Here is a 24,173-nt window from a genome sequence, read left to right as displayed (position 1 = left end):
GAGAAAAATCGAACGCAGATGAACGCAGATGAACGCAGATGAGTAAGATGATAGATTGTCGGATAATGCACTATTTTAGTCTAGACACGCTACTACTTAATATTTACTCATGTGGATAATGAACTTGAGAGGATGTTTTAAAAGTCTCTAATGATGTATCAAATACTTTTATACCCCTCCCTAACCCTCCCAAGAGCAGGGTGGTTTCATACAATCAGAGAAAAAACTCATCTGTTTCAAAGCCTCTCCCCCCGTGGGGGAGAGGTTTGGAGAGGGGTCTAAATCTCTGCTACAACACCAGAAATCAGATGCGGAGTCGAGATTCACCAACCGGGAGTGGGGGAGTGAGGGAGCAAAACTAATGACTAATGACTAATGACAACTGACTAATAAAAAATATGTAGCAAATTCTACGAAAATCTCAAACAAAATCAGGTACTTTAATTGAATGCCATAAATGTAATTCAGGCTACATACAAATGCGACTAGAGCAGTTGCAAGCTTTTTTGGCGATCGCCCAAACCGGCAGCTTTCAAAAGGCGGCGGGTAAATGTGGTGTCACCCAATCTACTATCAGCCGACAAATTCAGTCACTCGAAGCTGATTTAGGTGTGGAATTGTTTCACAGAACCAATCACGCCAAGTTAACTTTAGGTGGGGAACGCTTACTTCCCCGCGCCCGGAAAATTTGTCAAGAGTGGGAAACAGCTACACAAGAGTTAGCTGATTTAATCGCTGGGAAGCAGCCAGAATTGTGCATTGCAGCGATTCATTCGCTTTGTGGTTCCTACTTACCACCAGTATTACAAAAGTTTTGCCGTGATTTTCCAGAGGTACAATTGCGGGTGACATCTTTGGGGAGCGATCGCGCCCTCAAAGTCCTCAAAGATGGTTTAGTAGACTTAGCAATTGTGATGAACAATCGCTTTCTCACCACTGCCAGAGAAATGGTGGTAGAAGTCTTGTATGATGAGCCGATAGAACTCTTAATTGCCGCCAATCATCCTTTAGCCCAATATGAACGTGTACCTTGGTCAGAATTAGTACGTTATCCCCAAGTAGTTTTTAAAGATGGCTATGGGATGCAGCGTCTAGTCCAAGATAAATTTGAGCGACTAGAAGCTACATTACAAGCAGCTTTAGAAGTTAATACTTTAGATGCTTTTCGGGGAGTAGTGCGCCAAGGAGAATTAATTGCATTACTCCCCACTTCCGCCTTACTAGAAGCACGGCTTGACCCCACTTTAGCAGTGCGTCCCCTAGCTAACAACGTCTTACCAGATAATTCTGGCTTAACTCGTCGGGTAGTCATGGTGACAACTCATGACCGGTTGCAAATTCCCCCCATAAAACATTTTTGGCAATTAGTTAAAGAAAATATTCCCCCACTAATAGAACAGCAGCGATCGGCATCTTAAAGTTATGATTAGTCAAAAGTCCATAGTCCATAGTCAAAAGTCCAAAACCTTATTTTTAGCTATTTACTAATGACTAATGACTAATGACTAATGACCAATGACTAATGACTTATATGAGCATTTTATTTAGGGATCTACTAAAAAAAGTAGGGAGTGGGAACCACACGGGAGAGAATTTAACCCGCGCTGAAGCAGCCACTGCTACCAGAATGATGTTATTAGGAGAAGCTACACCAGCCCAGATAGGCGCGTTTTTAATTGCTCACCGCATTAAGCGCCCTACGGGAGAAGAGTTAGCGGGAATGTTAGATGCTTTCGATGAATTGGGGCCAAAACTGCAACCAATCTCGTCTGCGCGTCCAGTTATGGTTTTTGGTCTACCTTATGATGGCAGAACACGCACCGCACCCATCAGCCCCGTCACAGCCTTATTACTATCCGCAGTGGGACAACCAGTGGTGATGCACGGGGGCGATCGCTTACCGACAAAATACGGTTTACCATTAAGAGAAATCTGGCAAGGATTAGGGGTAAATTGGTCTACCCTATCACTAGAACAGGCTCAAGCAGTATTTGCACAGACAGGAATTGGCTTTGTTTACACACCACAGCATTTTCCTTTAACTAATATTATCTGGGAATACCGCGACCAACTCGGCAAGCGTCCACCCTTCGCCACAATGGAATTAATTTGGTGTCCTTACGCTGGTGACGCTCATATCATTGCTGGGTATGTTCACCCGCCCACAGAAGGGATGTTTCAGGTAGCATTGGGACTGCGGGGAGTAACTAAATTTACCTTGGTGAAGGGATTAGAAGGGAGTTGTGATTTACCACGCGATCGCACAGCTATCATTAGTTTATCTTCCGCATCCCCTGAGCTAGAAAGGGTGTTTCTTTCACCCCATGACTATGGTTTTACTCCTAAAAATGTCCCCTTGGGTAGCAATGAAGAATTAGTAACCCAAATACAAGATGTACTTGCTGGTAATTCTAGTGAGTTACAGCAAACAGCTTTGTGGAATGCTGGGTTTTATCTGTGGCGAAGTGGAAGTTGTGCGGATATGCGATCGGGTATTGCTAAAGCAGAAGAATTATTCAAGAGTGGGGTAGTAGCGGCGAAATTACAACAACTAATTCAAGTAGTTAATTCAGTTGCAGAAAAAAACACAGATAACCAACTTTTGGAGTCAGGGCAAGAAGTTAAGGCTAACTCCTAGTTAAAATTACTTAGTTATGCTTGAATTTTATCTGTTATTATCTAACTCTAAGTAATTTTATAATTTGGAGTATCACAGTATTTTTATCTCAGATATGAAACAGCCAATTCCAACTTGCTAAATTTTTTATAACCGTAAAATTGCTTATTTATATCTTGTAGCAATTGGTTGTTGCAAAAATGACAAGCCGAAAAGCTTACTACTTCTTAGGATAGGCAATGCCTAGACCTGGTTATTGAGAAGGTGCAAGATATCAATTACTACAGATGTTGCCTGTTAAATTTATATGTTTTATAAACTCATAAACAATATCTTTCTACAAGTTTCAAATAGTAATCAAAGCCAAAATTTAACTAACCTATTGCTTAATGAAGCATTTTCCAATTATGTAGTTTTTGCTTTAGGAATAGTTGTTGGTATATTAGGTTGGTTAATTGTCAGCTTTTTGTCTCGGCAAAGACCGCAAATTATAGAAGTTATCAAAAAAGAACAAGTATCTTTGCTAAAAATAGATTCTCAAGTAGAAAAAGATATTAATTTAGAATACAAGGGAAGACAAATTAATTCTCTTCATAGAACATCATTATATCTCTTAAACAAAGGTGAAGAGATAGTCAAAGACTTCACTATTACTATACAGACTGATACACAGGATCTGCATAACGAAATATTAGAAAAAGTAGTTGTGGATTTCAGTGAAAATGAAGTTCAAGATGCAGGTGTTTCGGTATTAGGAAAAAACATAGAAGTAACAATCAAATTCCTTAATCCATTTAAGGCATATAGAGATCAGCTTACGCTTTATATTTTTTCGTCAACTCCCATTAAGATTAAAGATGCTAAAGGAAGAGGGCCAGGATGGGTATGTGCTTATTTTGATCAAGTAAAGTATGAGAAAGAACTAGAAGACGCTGTTGTTCAAGCTTTCTCTGGAGGTTTGTACGATTTTGCATACGGATTGACAAAATCGCTAACAGTTGTATTAACAAGGTTTATTAGATAGGCATCTTGTTAAAAAGCAAAAGCTTCCCAAGAAGTGAGTTTCAAAAAAATGCTGGCATCAACAAGTTACCACAATAGACATATATAAAGCCTTAGCCGCAATTTACAATGAGCGTAGAGAGCTTTGGAGAAAAGCAGATGACATAACAGGAATTGCAAAATCAATCCTTGCAATTGCCAATTAGCGATCGCTGGCGTTTAGTTCAGTCGTTATTAACATCAATTCAACAAAATACCCGACTGTTGTAAGCAGCCGGGTATATGTAATTCTTGTATCTATTTCCTAGTCATTGCTGAAAGCACCTTTGATGTTATCAATAGTACGCTCAACAGCATTGAGGTTGTTGTCTACTGCTCTTTCTGTACGTGCAGCATCTTCTTCTGCTCTTCTTTGAATGCGAGACGCATCTTTGTTAGCTTTGCGCTCTACAGCACTACCAGTTTCGTCTGCATTATTGACACGGCTAGCATTTGATCTAGCTGCATCTTTAACTGTAGACTTTGTATCGCGGATAAACTCTTTGGATTTTTCGCGTAAACCATCGGTTGCGTCGGAAGAAGCGATTAAATATGTAGAGGTTCCAGCCATTGCTGAGGTGTTAGCGAAAAATGCACCTTGCCAAACGAAAGCGATCGCAGATAAACAAAATACGGTTGTAGCTATCCAGCGTCCTAAAGTTGCGAGCTTTTTCATAAAATTATTCAGTTCCGTAGAATGATTAAGCATTCTATTTTTACTTGATTGAGCTTATCCGCCATATCGTTCCCTAGACTGAGGTTTTATTGTCAAAAGTTATTAGATAAAATCGCTCTTTTAATAGATTGCTCAGTTTAATTCAATATTCTAAATTGATTTAATCTATAAATTTTTTTATATGTAAGTAAGCGGTCGAAAATAAATCAAACTATGTTAAGTAGTGTAAAATTCTTACAATTGAGTTCGTAGTGTTCGCGTAGCGTCTCACAGAGAGGACTTTAGTCCTCAAAATAAGGACTAAAGTCCTTACTACAAACCTTGATTTATTTAGTCCGTTCCACTTAAAGTTGAGTTGCAATGTCGTTATTGGTCTTTATCCAGCATTCAGGGCGGGCAGGATGCCCACCCCAGAAAATGGATAATTTATCAGCGATTTAGCTTACAGAGGATGGTTGCTTTTGAAAGTAAGCTTCTAGCACTCTTTCCGCAATTTGACGACCAGTTAAACCTAATTCTGCCTTAGATTCGTCTGGAGTAGCGTGTTCTACCAAGACATCGGGAACACCGATACGCTTGACAGGAACGATAACATCTGCATCTAACAAAGCTTCAGCGACTGCGGAACCAAAGCCGCCCATGACACAGCCTTCTTCGAGGGTGACAACTTTGCCGATTTTCTTCGCCAAAGGCACGATTAACTCAGTATCCAAGGGTTTAACAAACCGGGCATTAATCACAGTTGCTTCAATCCCATGTTCGCTGAGAATTTCCGCCGCCTGCATACTGGGGTAAACCATTGTGCCGTAGCCGATGAGTAACACATCGTCACCGTTGCGGAGAATTTCCCCTTTACCAATTTCCAAAGGCTCCCAACCTTCTTCCATGAGGGGTACACCATAGCCGTTACCACGAGGGAAACGCATAGCGATCGCACCATCGGTATAGTTAATACCAGTTACTACCATGCTTTGTAGTTCAGCTTCATCTTTCGGGGCCATCAGCACAATGTTGGGAATGCAGCGCAGATAAGCAATATCATACATACCTTGGTGAGTGGGGCCATCAGAACCCACAATTCCCGCCCGATCCAAACAGAAAAATACTGGTAAGTTTTGGATACAAACATCGTGAATAATTTGGTCGTATGCCCGTTGCAAGAAAGTAGAGTAGATCGCAGCTACAGGACGCATCCCTTCAGTTGCCAACCCAGCCGCTAGAGTAACGGCGTGTTGTTCGGCAATACCCACATCGATATATTGGTTGGGTAATTTAGCTTGTAGCTTGTCTAAACCTGTTCCTGTAGCCATAGCCGCAGTAATGCCGATAATTTTCGGGTTTTGTTCGGCTAGCTTCACCAGGGTATGGGAAAAGACTTTGGCATAGGCGGGGGGTTTGGGTTTGCTGGAAGGAATAGCTTTACCAGTTGTCAAGTTAAAAGGAGTTTGGGCGTGATAGCCTACTTGGTCTTTTTCAGCGAGTTCATAGCCTTTACCTTTAACTGTGGCGACATGAACCAATACTGGCCCTGCTATTTGATGTGCTTGTTGGAAAGTAGCAATCAATTCCTCCAAATTATGCCCATCGACTGGTCCCATGTAGGTAAAGCCCAGTTCTTCAAACACAGCACCCACTTTAGGAACAGCTAACCGCTTCATCCCTTCCTTAATTCGTCCTAGTTCGGGAGACAAGGATTCACCCACAAAGGGAATGTGTTTGAACTGTTCTTCAAAATTATCCTTGATGAACTGCACCGGGGGACTGAGGCGCATTTTGTTGAGATAGCGAGGAATTGCCCCAACGTTGGGAGATATCGACATCTCATTGTCGTTGAGAACAACTAGAAGGTTGGTTTTAGGTAAGTGTCCAGCGTGGTTGATAGCTTCCAACGCCATACCACCAGTTAATGCACCATCACCAATTACCGCAACAACTTTAAACTTTTCCCCGTTCATGTCTCTGGCTAAAGCCATCCCCAACGCTGCGGAGATGCTGGTAGAAGCGTGACCTGCGCCAAAGTGGTCGAATTTATTTTCACAGCGTTTGAGGTAGCCAGCAATTCCATCTTTTTGTCTGAGGGTGTGGAAGTTGCTGTAACGTCCTGTAATCAGTTTGTGGGGATAAGCTTGGTGTCCTACATCCCAGATAACTTTATCCCTGTCTAAATCTAGAGTCTGGTAAAGCCCTAGTGTTAACTCGACAACACCCAAGCCAGGCCCCAAATGTCCACCAAATTCGGCTACTGTTTGCAGGTGTTTATCGCGAATCTGACGGGCGATCTGTTGCAGTTGCCGGATAGATAAACCGTGCAGCTGATTGGGATGTGTGATTTCACTCAGATGCATATTGTAGGGTTTTCCTCTCTAATCTCTACTTTTGGTATTCTGATTCTCCCACGGTGGGGTAGCCCAGAGAATTGAACTGTTAATTAGTAACAGTCGAAAATTTGTTGGCTGAGAATGGGTAATTTAGCACTAGGCTTTCAGCATTTTTTACTAGTAATCATGCTTGATACCCTACACCGTACAACTACTTGAAAATAGTGTAATTAGATTCATTTTGCAAAAATAATTAAGACTTACTTGATTGTGACAAATTTCTCGTTATTGTGACCAACAATTAATAGTCCATAGTCAATAGTCAAACATTAATGACTATTGGCGATGTCATAATTTTAGTTGCCTTGAAGATTTCACTGAGTTTTCTGACTAAGGTAATTGTGGACTATCGGTAGTCGTAGGAACTACTGGCGTTTCCGGTTGTTGTTGCTGCCTTTGCAAATATTTACTCAGCAAATATGCCATATCTCCGCGAGTCATAGGTTTTAATGGGGATATGTTATTCTGAGCATCAGTATTAATAAATCCTTCTGTGACGACTGTAGCGATCGCTCTTCTCGCCCAATTAGGAATAGATCCGGCATCAGGATAGGCTGCAAGTATGTCGTTAACAGCATCATCAGAAAATTGAAATACTCCATAGGCTTGGGCAAAAATCGCTAAAGCTTCCGCCCTCGTCACCCTTTGATTAGGGAAAAATAAATTTCCTCGATAGCCTTTCATCACATCGGTTTTTAAAACCGTCTGAATATCTTGATACGCCCAATGAGAACGGGGTACATCTCCAACGGTGATTGACTTTGGTTGGTTAGCAGCTTCTTGTTTATCGAGACGGAATGCTTTGACAAGAATCGAAGCTAACTCAGCACGATTGATTAACCTTTCAGGATAAAAGTTACCATCAGCCGCATTGGTCATCAACTTGGCAGTAATTACCTGTTGTATCGCTTCTGATGATCCACCCCCAGTATTTTCGCTCACTTGAGCTTGAGCAACTACTGGGAAGCCTTGAAGTAATAGCACTAATGAAATGGTACTTAGTAAATGCCGCATAGTTCTTACCTCCGAATAGCCAAAAGAGACTAGGGACTGGGGAAGCAGAGGAGCAGAGGAGCAGGGGAGCAGAGGAGCAGAGGAGAAATATCTATCTTAGATACTCCCTCATCTCCCCCCACTCCCCCATCCTCTTAAGGGCAGGTTTTTCATAAAGTAATCAGTGAGGACTATAAGATTCAGTAAATTATCAGACTTTCATCTACCCCTACACCCCTACACCCTTATACCCCTACACCCTAAAATCAGTGTTTTTGGGTCGAAGTGTAAAAAACCTGCCCTTGAAAGACTCCCCCATCTCCCTCATCTCCCTCATCTCCCCCATCCCTGACGCATTCTTACGCCCTCAAGTGTCCCATTTCCCACATTAACGTTTTGGGATGGCATAAAGTTATTGAGAAATTTTAGAAATTTTTCTGCTAAACTAACTGAGAATTGTTTGCACTTAGGATATGCTAATAACATATGCTTTACTCTTAAAGATTCTCAATAGTTAGGGGTAAAAGCATGATTTTGGCTGCAAGTTGGTTGCATTTTGAGGGCTAGTCGTTTGAAACCTTTCAGTTCCGAAGTAGAAGAAAAGTCAGTTGTAGAAATAGATTGGGCAGATCGTTGGCAGGTATATCAGCGCTTACAGGAATTAGAAGTTCCCTGTTGGTGTGAAGCTAACCAGCCGTTGCAGGTTGAAGTCGTCACCCCTACGACAGTTGTTCAACTTTGGAGCGTGATGCGACAATTTACTTCTTCTCGCCAAGATTTAATTTGCTCTCTTGAGATTTGTTGGCAAAGTCGTTATCCACATTCCTAATTAGTGGCTGCGGTGTGTCTTATTTAATGACTCAGGTTTACTTTATTTAATTAGAGGTAAAGAATATGGGTGTATGTCACAGTAAAGATGTCTCAGAGTTTTGCCTGGAAGGTAGATTTATTGAGTTTGTGATTAAAGATGGCTATAAGCTTAAAGGTTTGTTATTATTAACTGCTGATGGTGAATGTTACATTAAACTAGCCAAGCACTTAAGGTTTACTTTTGATTGGCGCTTGCCTACTGGGACTTTGTTACAAGTGGTTGGTCAAAAGAAGTATGATGCAAAAACAGGTAAAGTAACACTCAAGGCTGAACGTGTGATGGCAGCTAGTGGGGAAGTACGGAGAGTTCAAACTATATCCCCAATTCAAGAAATTCCAGCTACAGAAAATACCCAACCAAAACCACAGAAGGCGAAAGCTACGATTTTGGTATGTCAAAAGTCTGATTGTATGAAACGCGGTGGTAAAGCAGTATGTCAAGCCCTAGAAGCTGCTTTAAGCGATCGCGGTCTAGAAGACCAAGTTACTATTAAAGGTACTGGCTGCATGAAAAACTGTAAAGCTGGACCGAATGTAGTTATGCCAGATAAAACTCGCTACACACGTATTCAAGCAGACCAAGTACTCACAGTGATGAATAAACATTTTGCCGACAGTCAGCGAGCTGATAATTCCCATCAAGTGGTAATATCAACTGTCAATTAAGCTGAAACTTAAGTATAAGTTTCAGCTTTTTAATGTAGAAGTTGTGATTGACATACCTCCTTGCCCTAAAGGAGCGAGGATTCCTTGACGCTTCGCCGAAGCTTGCTACTAGGTAGTCTTACAGCCTCTCCACGTCCGTTTATAGTCTCCCAATGCCCTATGGCGACTACCCATATTGTAGCAGAGATATTGGCAAAGCCGTCGTCAAACGACGGGGTTTTCAAACCAAATTTTCCATAAATTTTCATCATCCCAGGTTCACAAAATAATTAGGGCTTGCTGAAAAAGTAGTAAAAAAACAACAGAAGAATTGAGTAGGTAATCAGGCAGGAGCAAAGATAATTTTTTGTTGTCCGGAATTAATCAAGACATTAGTTTTACTAATCAAGAAAGCGAAAAAAGATGTGGTTTTGAAAAATAGACACAAAAAGTGACAAAAAAGCCGTAATAAAAGGGTAGAAAGATTCATAACTAAAAAAGTTAAGGCAATAGCGGTTAAAGAGGTATGAGGAAGTTTAGCCATAACTCTACCAAGGCTAAATCTTCGTTTAGGGAGATCCAAAAAATAAAATGCCCAGCCGGCGCTTTCGCCCTTCGGGGCGAAAGCGCCTAAATACCTCGGCTTTGCCAAAAATATTATTGATACGGCTGGGCATTTTATTCCTTGTAAGTGCCTTACCTTGTCCAAACTTGCCCTCAATACAATTACGAATCCTTTCGTCATAAGCGGCTTGTTTCTTTTTTTCAGGGCTGACATTTTTGGGTGGTCTACCTAATGGTGGGCCACTAATTCTAATTCCCCTTTCTTGACACCAAGCTCGATTCTCTCTAGTGCGATAAATTTTATCTACATGAACTGATTCAGGATAATATCCGGTGTAGTTTTTGTATGCTTCTACTTGTGATTTTAAGTCGCCTGACTCGTTAAAGTTGTCCCAACTAATATGGTCTAAAAAGACATAGCCTTCATAGTAACTAGCTGAAAACTTAGCCCCAAACTCTACTGTCCGCTGGGTAGTAAAAACAGCAAATTCTTTTTACTTATAGCAGTTGCCACATAGGTTAGGACATACATGAATCATAAAACCTTTACTTCAAAGGGCTTTTGAACCTGTTCCCTGTCCCCTGTTCCCTGTCCCCTGGTATAGGACTTATGCAAGTGTCATAATCAAACTAACTGTAGGGTGCGTCAGCACCAATAATTTCGTACAGATTCAAGGATTTTCCCCATCTGACGCACCCTACAATTGTGCCAGTTGCGTAAGTCCCGCTAACAGTAACGTGAGTTCGACAAGCGTTGTTTTGACCTCTCCCCCAACCCCTCTCCTTCGAGGAGAGGGGAGTAAGAGGGTGATTTTTTAGTTTCTCCTCCCTCTCCTGACGGAGACGCTACGCGAACGCCTTTTAGGAGAGGGAGGTTGGGAGGGAGAGGTTCATCGAACTCACGTTAACAGTAAGACTCGGATTTCTCACAAGCAATAAACCCCAATTATGGGGTAGTTTGCGAAGTTTGTTTACCATCTGGCTGATTTTGCTTGATACTCAGCACCCAGCACGATGTTATGGTTAACTGTTAACATCAAGTAAGCGGGATGTCACAAATCTATCCATCCACTTTTCGAGATACACTTCATTTGCAGCTTGCTCAGATGGGTCATTAGTATCCAAAGGAAAAGGCATTAATCCGAGAATAGCTGCTGTGGTGACACAGAACATTGATTTTTGGAAAGTCATACAAATTTGCACCCGCAAATCATCTTCACCTCTCAGGCTTTGACGATAAACTTCATGTAAGTATTCTGGTAAATAATGACGCATATCTTGCATTAGCAATGTGGGAGGAATACCTGCACCACCTATAGGTAGAGGATCTGCATATAATGCACCATATTGAAATCGAGCTTGATCTGGGGGAATTTGATAAGCTTGAGCATTATAGGAAACTGTTCCTAAGAAGGGAGTTCCCCTGAAGAATACTGCTTCTACATAGGGTACTGCTGTATCTGCTAAGAAAGTCAATCCTAAACTTTTAGGAATAATTTCATATAATTTCCCGTCTATTTTTACAGCGTAGGTAATAGGTCTAGTGGCATCTGCAACTAAACCTGCTTTAATATGGTCTACAACTTGAGGAATTGTTTCGATTTCACCCTGGTCATAACGGTCTGATAAATTGAGGAATATATCAGCCATAACTCGCCAAAACTGACCCAAACCGCTATAGTAAGCAGATACTCGTAACTGTTCAGTTAAAAAATCTGGAAACAGTTGATTCATCCCTTTAACTAAAGGATTTTTGGCAAATTTAGCTTGAATAACTGCTTCTGCTCTTTCTTGAAATTCTGTAGTATCTAAATATGCGTCTAAGCCACCACCGCCATGCCACATCATGGCTTTCATGCAATATTCGGCATATTCAAAATTGATTCTGTCGTGCCACCAGTGCCGGAGTAATTTACCCCAGGAAAAATTACCATTAAAATATTTAAAAAAGGGGAAAAATACTAAAAATTGGTTTTCGGCGATATATATAAGATTTTTAGAATATTCATCTAAAACTACGCCATAACTTTTGAGAATACCCACTACTTCTAAAACATTTTGGGGAGTATCTACAAGTAATGCTTGTCCTTGTAGTAGGCGTTCAATATACTCACCTAATGGTTGATTTGTGGGTTTATTCTTCAGATTTACCATGCTAGTTTCTTCCTAAGAAAATATCATTTTTGTTTAAGGCTATATATTATTTTGTGAGTTTGGTAATAGGTAATTTTCAATCAAATGTAATTACCTATTATCACTCAAGCCAGTAACTATTAACTTTTGCCTTTGACTTTATCTAGAGAGACTGTAGCCACTGTATTTTCGACAGTAAACATTGCTGTAATAGTGGGTTCAGTCCAACGGGCTAGCCAAGAGGGTTGAATACCAAAAATGACAATTAAGGCTGCTAAGATGAAGGCGGGGGCGCGATCGCTCCAATAAATCCTGGGTAAATTCATTACCTGTGCCGACAACCGCCCAAAAAACGCTTTATTGACGAGAATTAAGAAGTAAACCGCAGTTAAACCTGTACCAATCATCGACAGCAGCGTCTGCACCGGAAAAACCGCAAAAGACCCCCGGAAAATAATAAATTCGGAAATAAACCCTACCATTCCTGGTGTACCTGCGCTAGCCATCACGCCAATAATCATCAAGCTACCAATCACAGGCATACCTCGTTCTGGGTTTAAAAGTCCCCGGATCAAGTTTAAATCGCGGCTACCTGCTTTCTTGTAAACAATACCCACCAGCAAAAACAACAGTGCAGAAATTAAACCGTGGCTAATCATCTGCATGACAGCACCTAAGCTACTTAAGGGTGTAGCAGCAGCAGCACCCAACAGTACATAGCCCATATGTCCAATAGAACTGTAGGCTACCATTTTTTTCATGTCTGTTTGAGCGATCGCACATGATGAACCATACAGCACACTTACCACTGCCCAAACTGCTAACCAAGGCGCTATATAAGCCCAAGCTTCGGGTAACAAGTTCATCCCAAACCGCAATAAGCCGTAAGTTCCCAACTTCAACAGTACACCAGCCAGCAACATAGAAATCGGCGTAGAGGCTTCAACGTGGGCATCTGGCAACCATGTATGAAAGGGAACCAAAGGCATTTTGATGCCAAAACCTACTAAAAGTCCTGCCAAGAGTAGCAATTGAGTAGCTAAAGGTAGAGACTTGGCATTTAAGGTGGATATAGCAAAAGTACCTGATCCACTCAACCATACCAAACCAAGGAAACTGGCGAGAATCAAAATCCCAGAAACAGCCGTGTAAATCAAAAATTTTGTCGCTGCATAACCCCGTTTTGCACCACCCCAAATGGCAATTAACAGGTATAGGGGAATCAATTCCAGCTCGTAAAACAGGAAGAATAGCAGTAAATCTTGTGCCAGAAACGCTCCTGTTACCCCAACACTCAACACTAATATGAGAGAGTAATAAAACTTAGGACGTGGCAAAGATTCATCGCTGCTGAAAATTGCTATGGCTGTTAATAAGCCATTCAACACCAGCAACGGCAAGGATAGACCATCCACACCTAGATTATAACCCAATCCCAAGGAGTCAATCCAAGGGATGAACTCGCTAAACTGTTGAGTGACTTGTCCTGGTTGAAACTGGCTTGCCAGTACCACCGACCACAAGAAAGTCAAACCCGCAAAAATCAATGCCACATTACGGGAAGTCCTGCCATTAATACCGGAGGGAAGTAGACCAATTAAAAGCGCACCCAGCAATGGGGCAAAAATTAAGGCACTTAGCATAGGAGATGAGGGAGATGAGGGAGTGGGGGGAGATGGGGGAGAAAAACTAATGACTATGGACTATGGACTATGGACTATTGACTAATGACTAATGACTAAAATGGCAACTTATCCAGTAAGCCCAATGACCAACTGATGAAAAAGCCCAAGGCGCTGACTACTGCCAGAATGGTCAACATATATGCTTGGGATTGACCGGAGATGCTGTATTTCAAGCCCTGTCCGCCGATAATGGTGGCAAAGCCAACTAAGTTAACTAACCCATCAACTACATAGCGATCGCTCCAAGCCGAAATCCTCGACAATAAAGCTACTGCACTCACTACTGTCAGTCGATAAATGCGGTCAATGTAAAAGTCATAACCTAGTAAATCTTGTACAAATCTCCAAGCCAGGACTGTGGAACGAGACCAAGCTTTGTGCAAATGAATAGTTGACCCCATAACTACACCAGCTACGGTAGAAGATACCAATAATAAAACCACGTACCAATCAATACTTTCCCAAGCTGGCAACAAGTACCATTGCTGTAGCATGACGGGCAGTAATAAAGTCAAGATTGTCAGTGTCACCATTGGGAACGCCATTGTCCAGCCAACTTCCGGTGCGCGGCGGGTTTTCTGTTGCGGTTTACCCCAAAATACCAGCCTAAATACTCTTGTCAAGTTGAGGGCTGTCAAACCGTTGACTAATACCAACACGCCAATTACCCAAGGGCTAACTCTTACTAAACCATCAGCCCAAGCAAGCATTGCCCAAAAGCTCCCCAGTGGCAGTATTGTTACCATACCGGCGGAACCAACTACAAAGGCGGTAGTAGTTGCTGGCATCCTCGACCACAGACCACCCATTTCTGTCAAGTCTTGACTGTGGGTGGTAAATATGATAGAACCGGAACTCATAAATAGTAGAGCTTTGGCGATCGCATGAGTTAACAGCAGCATCAAAGCTACACCACCTTGCTCTAATCCTACTGCCAAAAACACCAGCCCCATGTATGCGCTAGTGGAATGGGATAATGACCGTTTAATATCAGTCTGAGCGATAGAAACCAAAGTAGCGCCTATTGCTGTCACCGAACCGATGATAATTAAGGCATTTAACGCCACTGGAGACAAAACTAAGATTGGTTGCAGTTTGTACAGTAGATAAGCACCACCAGCAACTACTAGGGAGTTCCGCATCACAGAAGCTGGGTTGGGGCCTTCCATCGCCTCATCCAACCACAGGTGTAGAGGGAACTGAGCGCATTTACCAGCCGGCCCTGCAATTAAAGCCAGTCCCAACAATGCTGAGGTAACAGGATCTAAATTTGCTGTTTGTACCCACTCCGATAAATGAGAGAAGTTCAAACTACCCGCTAAGTTGGAAAGCGTGACTACAGCCATCAACAGCAACAAGTCCCCGACTCGCTTTGTCCAGAAGGCATCCCTTGCTGCTGTTACCACTAATGGTTGAGCATACCAAAACCCTACCAATAGATAAGTAGAAAGGGTTAATAGTTCCAGCAGCGCATAGCTGAGAAATAAGGAGTCGCTGATAGCTAAACCACTCAGTGCTGCCTCGAAAAAGCCCAGTAGACCGAAAAATCTTGCCAGTGACCAGTCTTTTTCCATGTAGCCCAAGGCATAAATCTGAGCCAATAGACTCAAACCTGTAATTAAAACTGTTGCACCGATACTGACTGGCGAAAGTTCCAAAGCAAAGGATAAGTTTAAGTCTACCGCTTGAAACCAAGTAATTACCAGGCTTTCTGGCTCTCTGCTCCAGATATCCTTAAATACTAATAGGCTATGAACAAAGCCAACAACGGTAGTCAACAAGTTAATATATGCCGCAGGTCTTGGCCCCGTGCGTCGAACTATTCCTATTCCCCAAGGTAATGTCAAAAGTGCGCCTATTAAGCTGTAAAATGGCACACACCAACTTGTTGCAAATAGAAACTGATTCATTTAGATTTCCCTTGAAGACTCAGTCTTAACTTTTTTAATAACTCTTAAAACAATCATTTACTAAAAAAAATAAACTTTTGCAAAAGCTCTGCTTTTTTTAACTTTTTTTCACGAAACTTAAATGACTATTTTGTCTTTATTCTCTCCGACTAATTTGTAATTGCAAGTAGGTTTGTTGAGGAAAAAACTAGCTTTTATTACATTTTTGTTTTTTTAACCCAGTCAATGTTTCTGGTTTAAGAATTTTACTTTATATGATATATAAATATTAATTATGTGTTTTTTAGACAATTTTGAAAGTCACCAGAAAACCGAGGAAACACAGAAACTGCAAAATGTCCAGCCTCTGCATACTCATCACCAGATAGAGTTCGTCTCGGCTATCAATGTCTGTTTATGATTGTCATAAAAAAATTATAAAGCATAAGCGGTTGCTCTAGGGATCAATGAACTTTGATTACAGACAACCCTGGTATAAATTTTTATTAAGTTTTTTTAAACTTTTTTATCATAAACTATTATACTAATTTATATTGCCAGAAGCGCCAAGCTTTTCTATGCTTAATTTGGAAGTGTTTTGATAGCTCAAGATGAGCTTCCCCGTCCAAAATTTCAAACCACAGTACTGATTGGATTAATTTTTTAGGAGTTCTGCGATGCCAATTGCAGTTGGAATGATTGAGACTAAAGGCTTTCCCGCAGTAGTAGAAGCTGCTGACGCGATGGTGAAAGCTGCCCGCGTAACTTTGGTAGGATATGAAAAAATTGGTAGTGCAAGAGTCACCGTAATTGTGCGGGGGGATGTCTCTGAGGTACAGGCATCTGTAGCTGCTGGCATTGAAGCCGCAAGAAGAGTAAATGGTGGTGAAGTGGTATCTACTCACATCATTGCTCGTCCCCACGAAAACCTAGAATATGTACTGCCGATTCGTTATACAGAAGCGGTAGAACAATTCCGCACCTAGTAAGTGCGTAGAGCAGAAAGCTGACTTAATAAGCTTTTTATCCATCTTGAAGGGTAGTTTTATTTACGCTGCGCTGTACCAAAAGCTGAGTAAACAAAACACCTCAACGGGGTCGCCATCTTGAGTATCGCTGGAGTTCGGGCTAGAAACTTTAATTTGGGAATCAAAAAGAAATGTCTATTGCAGTCGGAATGGTAGAAACGCTAGGCTTTCCAGCAGTTGTTGAAGCAGCAGACGCGATGGTGAAAGCTGCTCGTGTTACCTTAGTAGGTTACGAGAAAATTGGTAGCGGTCGGGTAACAGTAATCGTCAGGGGGGATGTGTCTGAGGTACAAGCATCTGTATCCGCAGGCGTTGAGTCAGTTAAGCGTGTCAACGGCGGACAGGTATTGTCTACCCACATCATCGCTCGTCCTCACGAGAACTTAGAATATGTGCTGCCAATTCGTTATACAGAAGATGTAGAGCAGTTCCGGGAAAACGTCAACGCAATCCGTCCTTTCGGTAGAAGACCGTAATTAGTAATGCAAATTGCCAAAGTTCGTGGCACAGTAGTTAGCACCCAAAAAGACCCAAGTCTTAGAGGTGTCAAACTACTTTTGTTGCAATTAGTAGATGAAGAAGGAAACCTCCTGCCAAAATACGAGGTAGCAGCAGATAATAGCGTAGGTGCAGGAGTGGATGAGTGGGTATTGATCAGCCGTGGTAGTGCGGCGCGTCAAGTACTAGGTAACGAACAGCGGCCTTTAGATGCCGCAGTGGTGGCGATAATTGATACTATTCACGTTGAAGATCGTCTCATTTACAGTAAAAAAGACCAGTATAGATAGCTAGTCATTAGTCATTAGTCAACAGATCAGAACTATGGACTATGGACTATGGACTATTGACAACTGACAAATTTAGGAGGAATCTCGCAATGGCAGTCCGCAGCACGGCGGCCCCCCCAACCCCGTGGTCGAGGAGCTTGGCTGAAGCCCAAATCCATGAAACCGCTTTTGTCCATCCGTTTTCTAACATTATTGGGGATGTGCGGATAGGTGCAAATGTCATCATTGCTCCAGGGACTTCAATTAGAGCCGATGAAGGTACACCCTTTTATATCGGTGAAAATACCAATATTCAAGATGGTGTAGTAATTCACGGCTTGGAGCGAGGTCGAGTAGTTGGCGACGATAACGAAGAATACTCGGTTTGGGTAGGTAATAATTCGTCCTTGACCCACATGGCGCTGATTCATGGCCCTGCTTACGTTGGGGAGAATTCGTTTATTGGTTTTCGCTCTACAGTATTTAACGCCAAGGTAGGCGCAGGCTGTATCGTCATGATGCACGCCTTAGTTAAAGATGTAGAAGTTCCCCCTGGCAAGTATGTTCCTTCAGGAGCGATCATTACTACCCAAAAGCAGGCCGATCGCTTGCCTGATGTGCAACCCCAAGATAAGGATTTTGCCCATCACGTCATCGGTATTAATCAAGCGTTGCGTACCGGGTATCTTTGTGCTGCGGATAACAAGTGTATTGCGCCTCTTCGCAATGAACAAGTTAATTCTTATACAAGTAATCAAATTAATGGGTTAGAAAGGAGTAGTGAAGTGGCAAGCAACAGCCTTGGTGCAGAAACCATAGAGCAATTACGCTATTTATTAGAGCAGGGCTATAAGATTGGTACAGAACACGTAGACCAAAGAAGATTCCGTACAGGTTCTTGGACTAGCTGCCAGCCAATTGAAGCGAGATCATTAGGTGATGCTGTAGCAGCCCTGGAAACTTGTTTAGCCGACCACAGTGGCGAGTACGTGCGTCTGTTTGGCATTGACCCCAAAGGTAAGCGCCGGGTTTTGGAAACAATTATTCAACGTCCCGATGGTGTAGTTGCAGGTGGTTCTAGCAACTTTAAAGCTCCTGCGGCTAGCTCAAATGGTAGCTACAGCAGCAATGGCAACGGTTACAGCAACGGTGCAGGCAATGGCAGAATCAGCGCGGAAACCCTAGACCAAATTCGCCAGTTGTTAGCCAATGGTTACAAGATTGGTACAGAACACGTCGATGAGCGTCGCTTCCGTACAGGTTCTTGGAATAGCTGTAAACCCATTGACGCAACTTCCGCCAATGAAGTGGTTTCTGCTCTGGAAGAATGTATAGATAACCACCAAGGCGAATACGTGCGTTTAATTGGGATTGACCCCAAAGCTAAACGCCGTGTACTAGAAAGCATTATTCAACGTCCCAACGGTCAAGTAGCTCCGGCAACTGGGAGCAGCCAAAAAACTGTAGCCAGTGCGCCTGCGCCATCAAGAAGCGCAACTGCCACCGCTACCCGCTTGAGTGCTGAGGTAGTAGACCAAATTAGGCAAATCATCAGTGGTGGGTATAAACTCAGCATTGAACACGTAGACCAAAGAAGATTCCGTACAGGTTCTTGGAGTAGCACTGGGCCAATTGCTGCCACTTCCGACAGAGAAGCGATCGCCGCAGTAGAAGCCGCATTATCTGAATTTGCAGGAGAATACATCCGCATCATTGGAATTGACCCCAAAGCCAAGCGCCGCGTATTGGAATCAATTATTCAGCGTCCATAGTAGTAGGGACTGGGGACTGGGCAAAAGTAAGGGAGCAAAGGCACAGGGGAACAGGAAAATCATCAATAATGTTCATCCAATACCCAATCCCCAATACCCAATCCTCAGTACCCAAATAATATTCGGCTTCCGAGGTGAAAATTTCCATGTCTGTGCCGCCACTGCGCCTGCACAATAACTTTGAGTCCTACATTAGTGGCGAGGTGACAATTCATCCAAGTGCAGTAATTGCTCCAGGGGTGATACTCCAAGCGGCCGCAAACAGCAAAATCATCATCGGGGCGGGAGTCTGTATTGGCATGGGGTCGATTCTACAAGTAGATGAGGGAACGATAGAAGTAGAAGCGGGCGCTAGCTTGGGAGCAGGCTTTTTGATGGTTGGTAAAGGCAAAATCGGCATGAATGCCTGCATTGGTGCAGCCACAACATTATTTAACAGTTCTGTGGCTCCGGCGTTGGTAGTGCCACCAGGCTCAATTTTGGGTGATACTACTCGGCAGGTTGCAGCTGAAACACCAGAACCAGCCACGAATCAAGTTGATAGTCCGAATCCCCAAAAGCCTAAAGCGACTGAAAATAAAGTATTTACTTCAACTAGCTTCTCGGCCTCGGCTTCTGTGCAGTTCAAACAAGATTCTGTTGCTGTTAACGAACCCCCAGCATCACCTGAGAATCAGCCTGCTACTGGAGAAAATAACCATAATAGTCAGGCTGACCCTAATGTGACAGAAAATGCCCAATCAGACCAGTCTACCGCATCCCCCAATAGCTTCGGAACTCAAATTTATGGACAAGGGAGTATTCAAAGGCTTTTAGGGACATTGTTTCCCCATAGACAAGCTTTAAATAACCCTTTGCCTGACGATAGCTCTGAGTAAGTGTTAAGTTGTGAGTATCTCGGAGAATACACGATGTATAATCAGCGCTCTACTAGCACAAATCAGACCAATCGTCGTCAAGACGATCTTAGGGATACAGCCTTGGGTTTAGTCTCAACTCTTAGTTTTCCGGCAATTGTGGGGACGGCTGACATGATGCTGAAGTCGGCTGGAGTTCACCTAGTCGGTTATGAGAAAATTGGTAGTGGTCACTGTACAGCGATCGTCCGGGGTGGGATTGCTGATGTCCGTTTAGCTGTGGAATCTGGTGTACAAACTGCTGAACAGTTTGGGCAGTTGGTTTCTAGTTTGGTGATTCCCAGACCTTTTCCTAACCTTGATGTAGTTCTGCCCATTACTAACCGTTTAAGTCAGGTAATGCAGGAAGGTCAATACAGCCGTTTGAGTAACCAAGCAATTGGTTTAGTAGAAACAAGAGGCTTTCCAGCAATGGTAGGTGCTTGTGATGCGATGCTCAAAGCGGCTGATGTCCAGCTAGCATCTTACGAAAAAATCGGTGCAGGTTTGTGTACAGCTATTATTCGCGGCTCTGTAGCTAATGTTGCAGTTGCTGTAGAAGCGGGAATGTATGAGGCCGAACGAATTGGGGAATTGAATGCGGTGATGGTAATTCCAAGACCATTGGATGAGTTGGAGCAAACCCTCCCAATAGCTAGTTGTTGGATCGAAGAGCATCAGCCGTTAAGGCTACCAGTGAATATCAGGGAGCAAGTTGCAGAGAGGGAAGTGTTACAATTGCCAGATTTAGCCACTATACCTGTGAAAATTACTGAAGAAGTTTGGCATGATGAATGATGAATGGTGAATTACTAACTAGAGAATAATGAATTGGGAGTCATCCGCATTCAACATTACAGAATTTAGTATTCAACATTCATCTTGCAGCTGGAAGGCATCTTACGCTTTGCTTGTTTTTCTGATGATAGCTTCTCCTCTCCATAAGTAAAAGAATTTTATTTTAATAGAAAGGATAAGTATTTATCTATATAAAGATGACTTTTCTAGACTACTAAGTAAACAATTATTCTCATATTGAAGGTGGGATTTTATATATGATGAGAATAGATTTCCTTATCTATAAGGAAATTAGTCTCTTTTAATAGCGAAGATAGATTTTTATCTATAATAATTGCATAACTTTTGTATGGGTGAAGCTATATCAAGTGTGAGTGTTCAGTGATACTAGTTTTATATCTAAAAAAATCGCTATTAGAGGAGAATCACCTTGAACCAAGCAACATTACACCAGTTGAAGGTGTTCGAGGCCGCGGCACGGCATGGTAGCTTTACTCGTGCTGCTGAGGAGTTATTTCTCACCCAACCTACTGTCTCGATGCAAATCAAGCAGTTGACCAAATCGGTAGGTTTACCACTGTTTGAGCAAGTAGGCAAGCGTCTATATTTGACTGAAGCAGGCAGAGAATTATTCGCTACTTGTCGGCAAATATTTGAGACTATAGCTCAGTTTGAGATGAAGGTGGCTGATCTAAAGGGGCTAAAACAGGGGCAATTACGTTTGGCAGTTATTACCACGGCTAAATACTTTATTCCCCGCTTACTAGGGCCTTTTTGCCAACTTTATCCGGGCATTGAAATTTCGCTGCAAGTCACCAACCACGAACGCATCCTAGAGCGGATGAACAATAATATGGACGACTTGTACATCATGAGTCAAGTTCCAGAGCATTTGGATGTGAATTGTCATCCGTTTTTAGATAACCCGTTAGTTGTATTAGCCGCAGCAAATCACCCACTAGCAAAAGAGACAAATATACCTATACATCGTTTATCCAGTGAACCGTTCATTATGCGGGAACCAGGTTCGGGAACACGTCGTGCGGTACAGAATCTGTTCGAGGAACATGGTGTTCCCGTAAAAGTTAAGCTGGAATTAGGATCTAATGAGGCAATTAAACAAGCGATCGCTGGTGGTTTAGGAATTTCTGTACTATCTCGGCATACACTATTGTCTGATGCCGCAGAGTTCAGCATTCTGGACGTGCAGAACTTCCCCATCAAGCGGACTTGGTACATGGTTTACCCCACTGGTAAACAGTTATCTATCGTCGCTCGTACTTACTATGAGTATCTGCTAGATGCAGCCAAAAAGTTTGTCGAGCAAACAGAACAAATAAATGCTTCTGTTTCTGTGCCTGAGTATAGTTTGGTTGAGTGAAGCCAGGGTTAATCAATTCAAAATTCAAAAGGTTTTGGAGATTGAAGTTAAGAAATTGGCAGCAAAACTCAACACTTATCACTTACAATTCTTGGCAAATTGCTTGACGGTTTGTCAGGAAAAACTCAAAATTAACCAGCAGCATCATTTAACATGGGGAAAAACTGGCAGTGGTTAACCCGGAAACACCATCTTGGCGAAAGACAGTACAGTGTCAGATTGTCGCTGTGACAATATACAGTGACAAAGCCTTAGTTACACGTAAGGGTAAAGTTTATCTATCAGGAACAGAACGAGAATTAGTGATTACTTCGCTGCCAGTAACTCTAGAAACTGAGTCTGTTCGGGTTGGTGGTACAGGGAAGGTAGGGGTGCGCTTGTTGGGTGTAAACTGCGATCGCATCTATACCACTGAACCTATTACCGAACGTGTTGCCCAGTTAACTCGGCAAATTCAGCAGTTAGAAACTGAAAAACGTCATCTGCAAGCCCAGGTAGATGCTTTATCTTTACAAGCTAAGTTTATTGAAGGTTTACGCGAAAAGACAGAAGAACCTTTTGCCCAAAGCTTATCACGGAAAAATCTCAGCCCTAGTGAAACTCTAGACTTTCTTAATTTCTTGGGTAGTCAGTACAGCGAATATGCGATCGCATCTGGGGAGTGTAAAAGTCAGCAGCAGGAACTAGACAAGCAACTACAAGCACTCCGCCACTCGTTACAAATTCTCCAAACACCCAATCCTCATGAAAGCGTCATTTTAATTGCACTAATTGAAGCCGCAGGAGAGGGTGAGTTTGAATTAGAGGTTGCTTACATGGTAAGCCATGCCAGTTGGACTCCTCTATATGACTTGCGGTTGAACAGTACAGATCAGACAGTCAATTTAAGCTACCTTGCCGAAGTTACCCAGAATACAGGGGAGGATTGGCAAGATGTGGCGCTTACCCTTTCCACGGCTAAACCAGGACTAGGTACTATTCCCCCTAAACTGCAACCCTGGTATATTGACGCACCAACACCTCAAGTATGGCGATCGCAAAGAAAACTAGCGCCTAGTCCTTCCTTACCTGCTATATCACCGACAGTTGTTTCCGCAGGGGCGGGAATTCCCGCAGACGAGGTAGAGGTGGCTGAGGATGATTTGATTCCGGCGGAAAATATCACGGCGGAAGTATCTAAAGAAGGAAGTATTGTTACTTTTAAACTAAATGGTAGTGGTAACATTCCTAGTGATGGCACACCGTATAAAATTACAGTTTTTCATAATAATTACCCCTGTAATTTTAATTATGTAGCGATGCCACGTTTGGTTAGCTTTGCCTACCTGGAAGCTAATATTAAAAATAGCTCTGGTGGTGTGACTTTATTACCTGGGAAAGCACATATTTTTCGTGATGATGTATTTGTTGGGACAACTCAATTAGAACATATTGTTCCAGGGGAACAATTTAAACTCAATTTAGGTATTGACGAAGGTTTAAAAATTGAGCGTGACTTAGTTGAGCGTCAGGTAGATAAAAAGCTTATTGGTAATCAACGCCGAACTACTTATGCTTATCGATTATTAATTACTAACTTGCTTAATCAGGAAATTCAGTTGAAATTAACTGAACAATTACCCGTCAGCCGTGATGAGCAAATTAAAGTCCGCCTTAATCGTATTAATCCTCCAATTCAATTAGGTGAAATGGGAATTTTAGAATGGCTATTAACTATCCCACCCCAGGCAAAACAAGAAGTCTATTATCAGTTTACTGTTGAGCATCCACCAGAATTAACAGTTATTGGACTGAATATTTAATTTAGTTAATAGTCCATCGTCAATAGTTCATAGACATTGTATGAGAGAGGATTTATAGAGTAAACCTTAAATTGTAGTAGCGTGTCTAGACTAAAATCTGGCAATAGGTTTGGGGAAAATTGAACGCAGATGGACGCAGATGGACGCAGATGATTAAGATTTAGATTGTTAGCCAATGCACAAATTTAACGTGAGTTCGATGAACCTCTCCCTCCCAACCTCCCTCTCCTAAAAGGCG

General features: G+C 42.3%; 20 protein-coding genes and 2 pseudogenes. 14 read left to right on the top strand and 8 right to left on the bottom strand.

Annotation, left to right across the window (positions count from 1 at the left end):
- Nucleotides 1-479: 479 nt before the first annotated feature.
- The 3 genes from H6G83_RS02155 (at nt 480) to H6G83_RS02145 (ending at nt 3,641) form a co-directional block, all read left to right on the top strand.
- Entirely contained in the window at nt 480-1,418 is a 939-nt protein-coding gene (locus tag H6G83_RS02155; RefSeq protein WP_190466243.1) for a LysR family transcriptional regulator, read from the top strand.
- Between the two features lie 113 nt (nt 1,419-1,531).
- Nucleotides 1,532-2,638 (top strand): anthranilate phosphoribosyltransferase family protein, encoded by a 1,107-nt coding sequence (locus H6G83_RS02150; protein ID WP_190466480.1) that lies wholly within the window; start codon nt 1,532-1,534, stop codon nt 2,636-2,638.
- Nucleotides 2,639-2,999: 361 nt separating this feature from the next.
- Nucleotides 3,000-3,641, top strand: a complete 642-nt coding sequence (locus tag H6G83_RS02145) for a hypothetical protein (protein ID WP_206758977.1) — start codon at nt 3,000-3,002, stop codon at nt 3,639-3,641.
- Nucleotides 3,642-3,923: 282 nt separating this feature from the next.
- Here the strand turns inward: H6G83_RS02145 and H6G83_RS02140 are convergent, their stop codons facing one another.
- The 3 genes from H6G83_RS02140 to H6G83_RS02130 all read right to left on the bottom strand — a co-directional run bounded on the left by H6G83_RS02140 (nt 3,924) and on the right by H6G83_RS02130 (nt 7,726).
- Nucleotides 3,924-4,334: a hypothetical protein gene (locus H6G83_RS02140; protein ID WP_199328283.1), complete on the bottom strand. Its 411-nt coding sequence runs from the start codon at nt 4,332-4,334 to the stop codon at nt 3,924-3,926.
- 437 nt (nt 4,335-4,771) lie between these two features.
- Nucleotides 4,772-6,679, bottom strand: a complete 1,908-nt coding sequence (gene dxs / locus H6G83_RS02135) for a 1-deoxy-D-xylulose-5-phosphate synthase (protein WP_190466235.1) — start codon at nt 6,677-6,679, stop codon at nt 4,772-4,774.
- A gap of 363 nt (nt 6,680-7,042) precedes the next feature.
- Nucleotides 7,043-7,726 (bottom strand): S-layer homology domain-containing protein, encoded by a 684-nt coding sequence (locus H6G83_RS02130; RefSeq protein ID WP_190466232.1) that lies wholly within the window; start codon nt 7,724-7,726, stop codon nt 7,043-7,045.
- 550 nt (nt 7,727-8,276) lie between these two features.
- Here H6G83_RS02130 and H6G83_RS02125 point away from each other — a divergent pair.
- Both H6G83_RS02125 and H6G83_RS02120 read left to right on the top strand, forming a co-directional pair.
- The gene (locus H6G83_RS02125; RefSeq protein ID WP_190466229.1) at nt 8,277-8,534 is read left to right on the top strand and encodes an Asr1405/Asl0597 family protein; all 258 of its coding nucleotides are present in this window, start codon (nt 8,277-8,279) and stop codon (nt 8,532-8,534) included.
- 65 nt (nt 8,535-8,599) lie between these two features.
- Nucleotides 8,600-9,241, top strand: coding sequence for a (2Fe-2S) ferredoxin domain-containing protein (locus tag H6G83_RS02120; RefSeq protein WP_190466226.1), 642 nt, complete (start codon nt 8,600-8,602; stop codon nt 9,239-9,241).
- 322 nt (nt 9,242-9,563) lie between these two features.
- Here H6G83_RS02120 and H6G83_RS35115 read toward each other — a convergent pair.
- The 5 genes and pseudogenes from H6G83_RS35115 to H6G83_RS02095 all read right to left on the bottom strand — a co-directional run.
- Nucleotides 9,564-9,791: pseudogene (locus H6G83_RS35115) on the bottom strand (transposase); the annotation flags it as partial.
- Between the two features lie 126 nt (nt 9,792-9,917).
- Nucleotides 9,918-10,251, bottom strand: a pseudogene (locus H6G83_RS02110) (transposase); the annotation flags it as partial.
- 556 nt (nt 10,252-10,807) lie between these two features.
- Nucleotides 10,808-11,938, bottom strand: coding sequence for a CO2 hydration protein (locus H6G83_RS02105; protein WP_190466223.1), 1,131 nt, complete (start codon nt 11,936-11,938; stop codon nt 10,808-10,810).
- 119 nt (nt 11,939-12,057) lie between these two features.
- Nucleotides 12,058-13,560 carry an NADH-quinone oxidoreductase subunit M gene (locus H6G83_RS02100; protein ID WP_190466220.1) on the bottom strand — a complete coding sequence of 501 codons (1,503 nt, stop codon included), beginning with the start codon at nt 13,558-13,560 and terminating at the stop codon, nt 12,058-12,060.
- Nucleotides 13,561-13,655: 95 nt separating this feature from the next.
- Complete coding sequence (locus H6G83_RS02095) at nt 13,656-15,512, bottom strand: NAD(P)H-quinone oxidoreductase subunit F (protein ID WP_190466216.1); 1,857 nt, start codon at nt 15,510-15,512, stop codon at nt 13,656-13,658.
- 656 nt (nt 15,513-16,168) lie between these two features.
- On the opposite strand from H6G83_RS02095, the gene H6G83_RS02090 reads away from it, so the two are divergent.
- From H6G83_RS02090 to H6G83_RS02050, 9 genes are all read left to right on the top strand, one after another.
- Complete coding sequence (locus H6G83_RS02090) at nt 16,169-16,477, top strand: carbon dioxide-concentrating mechanism protein CcmK (RefSeq protein ID WP_010995042.1); 309 nt, start codon at nt 16,169-16,171, stop codon at nt 16,475-16,477.
- Between the two features lie 173 nt (nt 16,478-16,650).
- Complete coding sequence (locus H6G83_RS02085; protein ID WP_190466214.1) at nt 16,651-16,995, top strand: carbon dioxide-concentrating mechanism protein CcmK; 345 nt, start codon at nt 16,651-16,653, stop codon at nt 16,993-16,995.
- Nucleotides 16,996-17,001: 6 nt separating this feature from the next.
- A complete protein-coding gene (locus H6G83_RS02080; protein ID WP_190466210.1) occupies nt 17,002-17,307 on the top strand; it encodes a EutN/CcmL family microcompartment protein in 306 nt (101 codons plus the stop codon).
- 89 nt (nt 17,308-17,396) lie between these two features.
- Nucleotides 17,397-19,058, top strand: a complete 1,662-nt coding sequence (locus H6G83_RS02075) for a ribulose bisphosphate carboxylase small subunit (protein WP_190466208.1) — start codon at nt 17,397-17,399, stop codon at nt 19,056-19,058.
- Nucleotides 19,059-19,204: 146 nt separating this feature from the next.
- On the top strand, nt 19,205-19,936 hold the full coding sequence (locus H6G83_RS02070; protein WP_190466205.1) for a transferase: 732 nt from the start codon (nt 19,205-19,207) through the stop codon (nt 19,934-19,936).
- 33 nt (nt 19,937-19,969) lie between these two features.
- Complete coding sequence (locus H6G83_RS02065; protein ID WP_190466202.1) at nt 19,970-20,752, top strand: carbon dioxide-concentrating mechanism protein CcmK; 783 nt, start codon at nt 19,970-19,972, stop codon at nt 20,750-20,752.
- 430 nt (nt 20,753-21,182) lie between these two features.
- Nucleotides 21,183-22,133: a LysR family transcriptional regulator gene (locus tag H6G83_RS02060; RefSeq protein ID WP_190466199.1), complete on the top strand. Its 951-nt coding sequence runs from the start codon at nt 21,183-21,185 to the stop codon at nt 22,131-22,133.
- On the top strand, nt 22,126-22,311 hold the full coding sequence (locus tag H6G83_RS02055) for a hypothetical protein (RefSeq protein ID WP_190466194.1): 186 nt from the start codon (nt 22,126-22,128) through the stop codon (nt 22,309-22,311). The genes H6G83_RS02060 and H6G83_RS02055 overlap by 8 nt, the downstream gene beginning before the upstream one ends.
- A complete protein-coding gene (locus tag H6G83_RS02050) occupies nt 22,304-23,935 on the top strand; it encodes a mucoidy inhibitor MuiA family protein (protein WP_190466191.1) in 1,632 nt (543 codons plus the stop codon). The genes H6G83_RS02055 and H6G83_RS02050 overlap by 8 nt, the downstream gene beginning before the upstream one ends.
- Nucleotides 23,936-24,173 lie beyond the last annotated feature (238 nt).

This window comes from Anabaena azotica FACHB-119 (assembly GCF_014697625.1).
Classification (GTDB): Bacteria; Cyanobacteriota; Cyanobacteriia; order Cyanobacteriales; family Nostocaceae; genus Trichormus; species Trichormus azoticus_A.
Note: the sequence above shows the minus strand (reverse complement) of the source record. Positions and strands in the feature narration are given on the sequence as shown.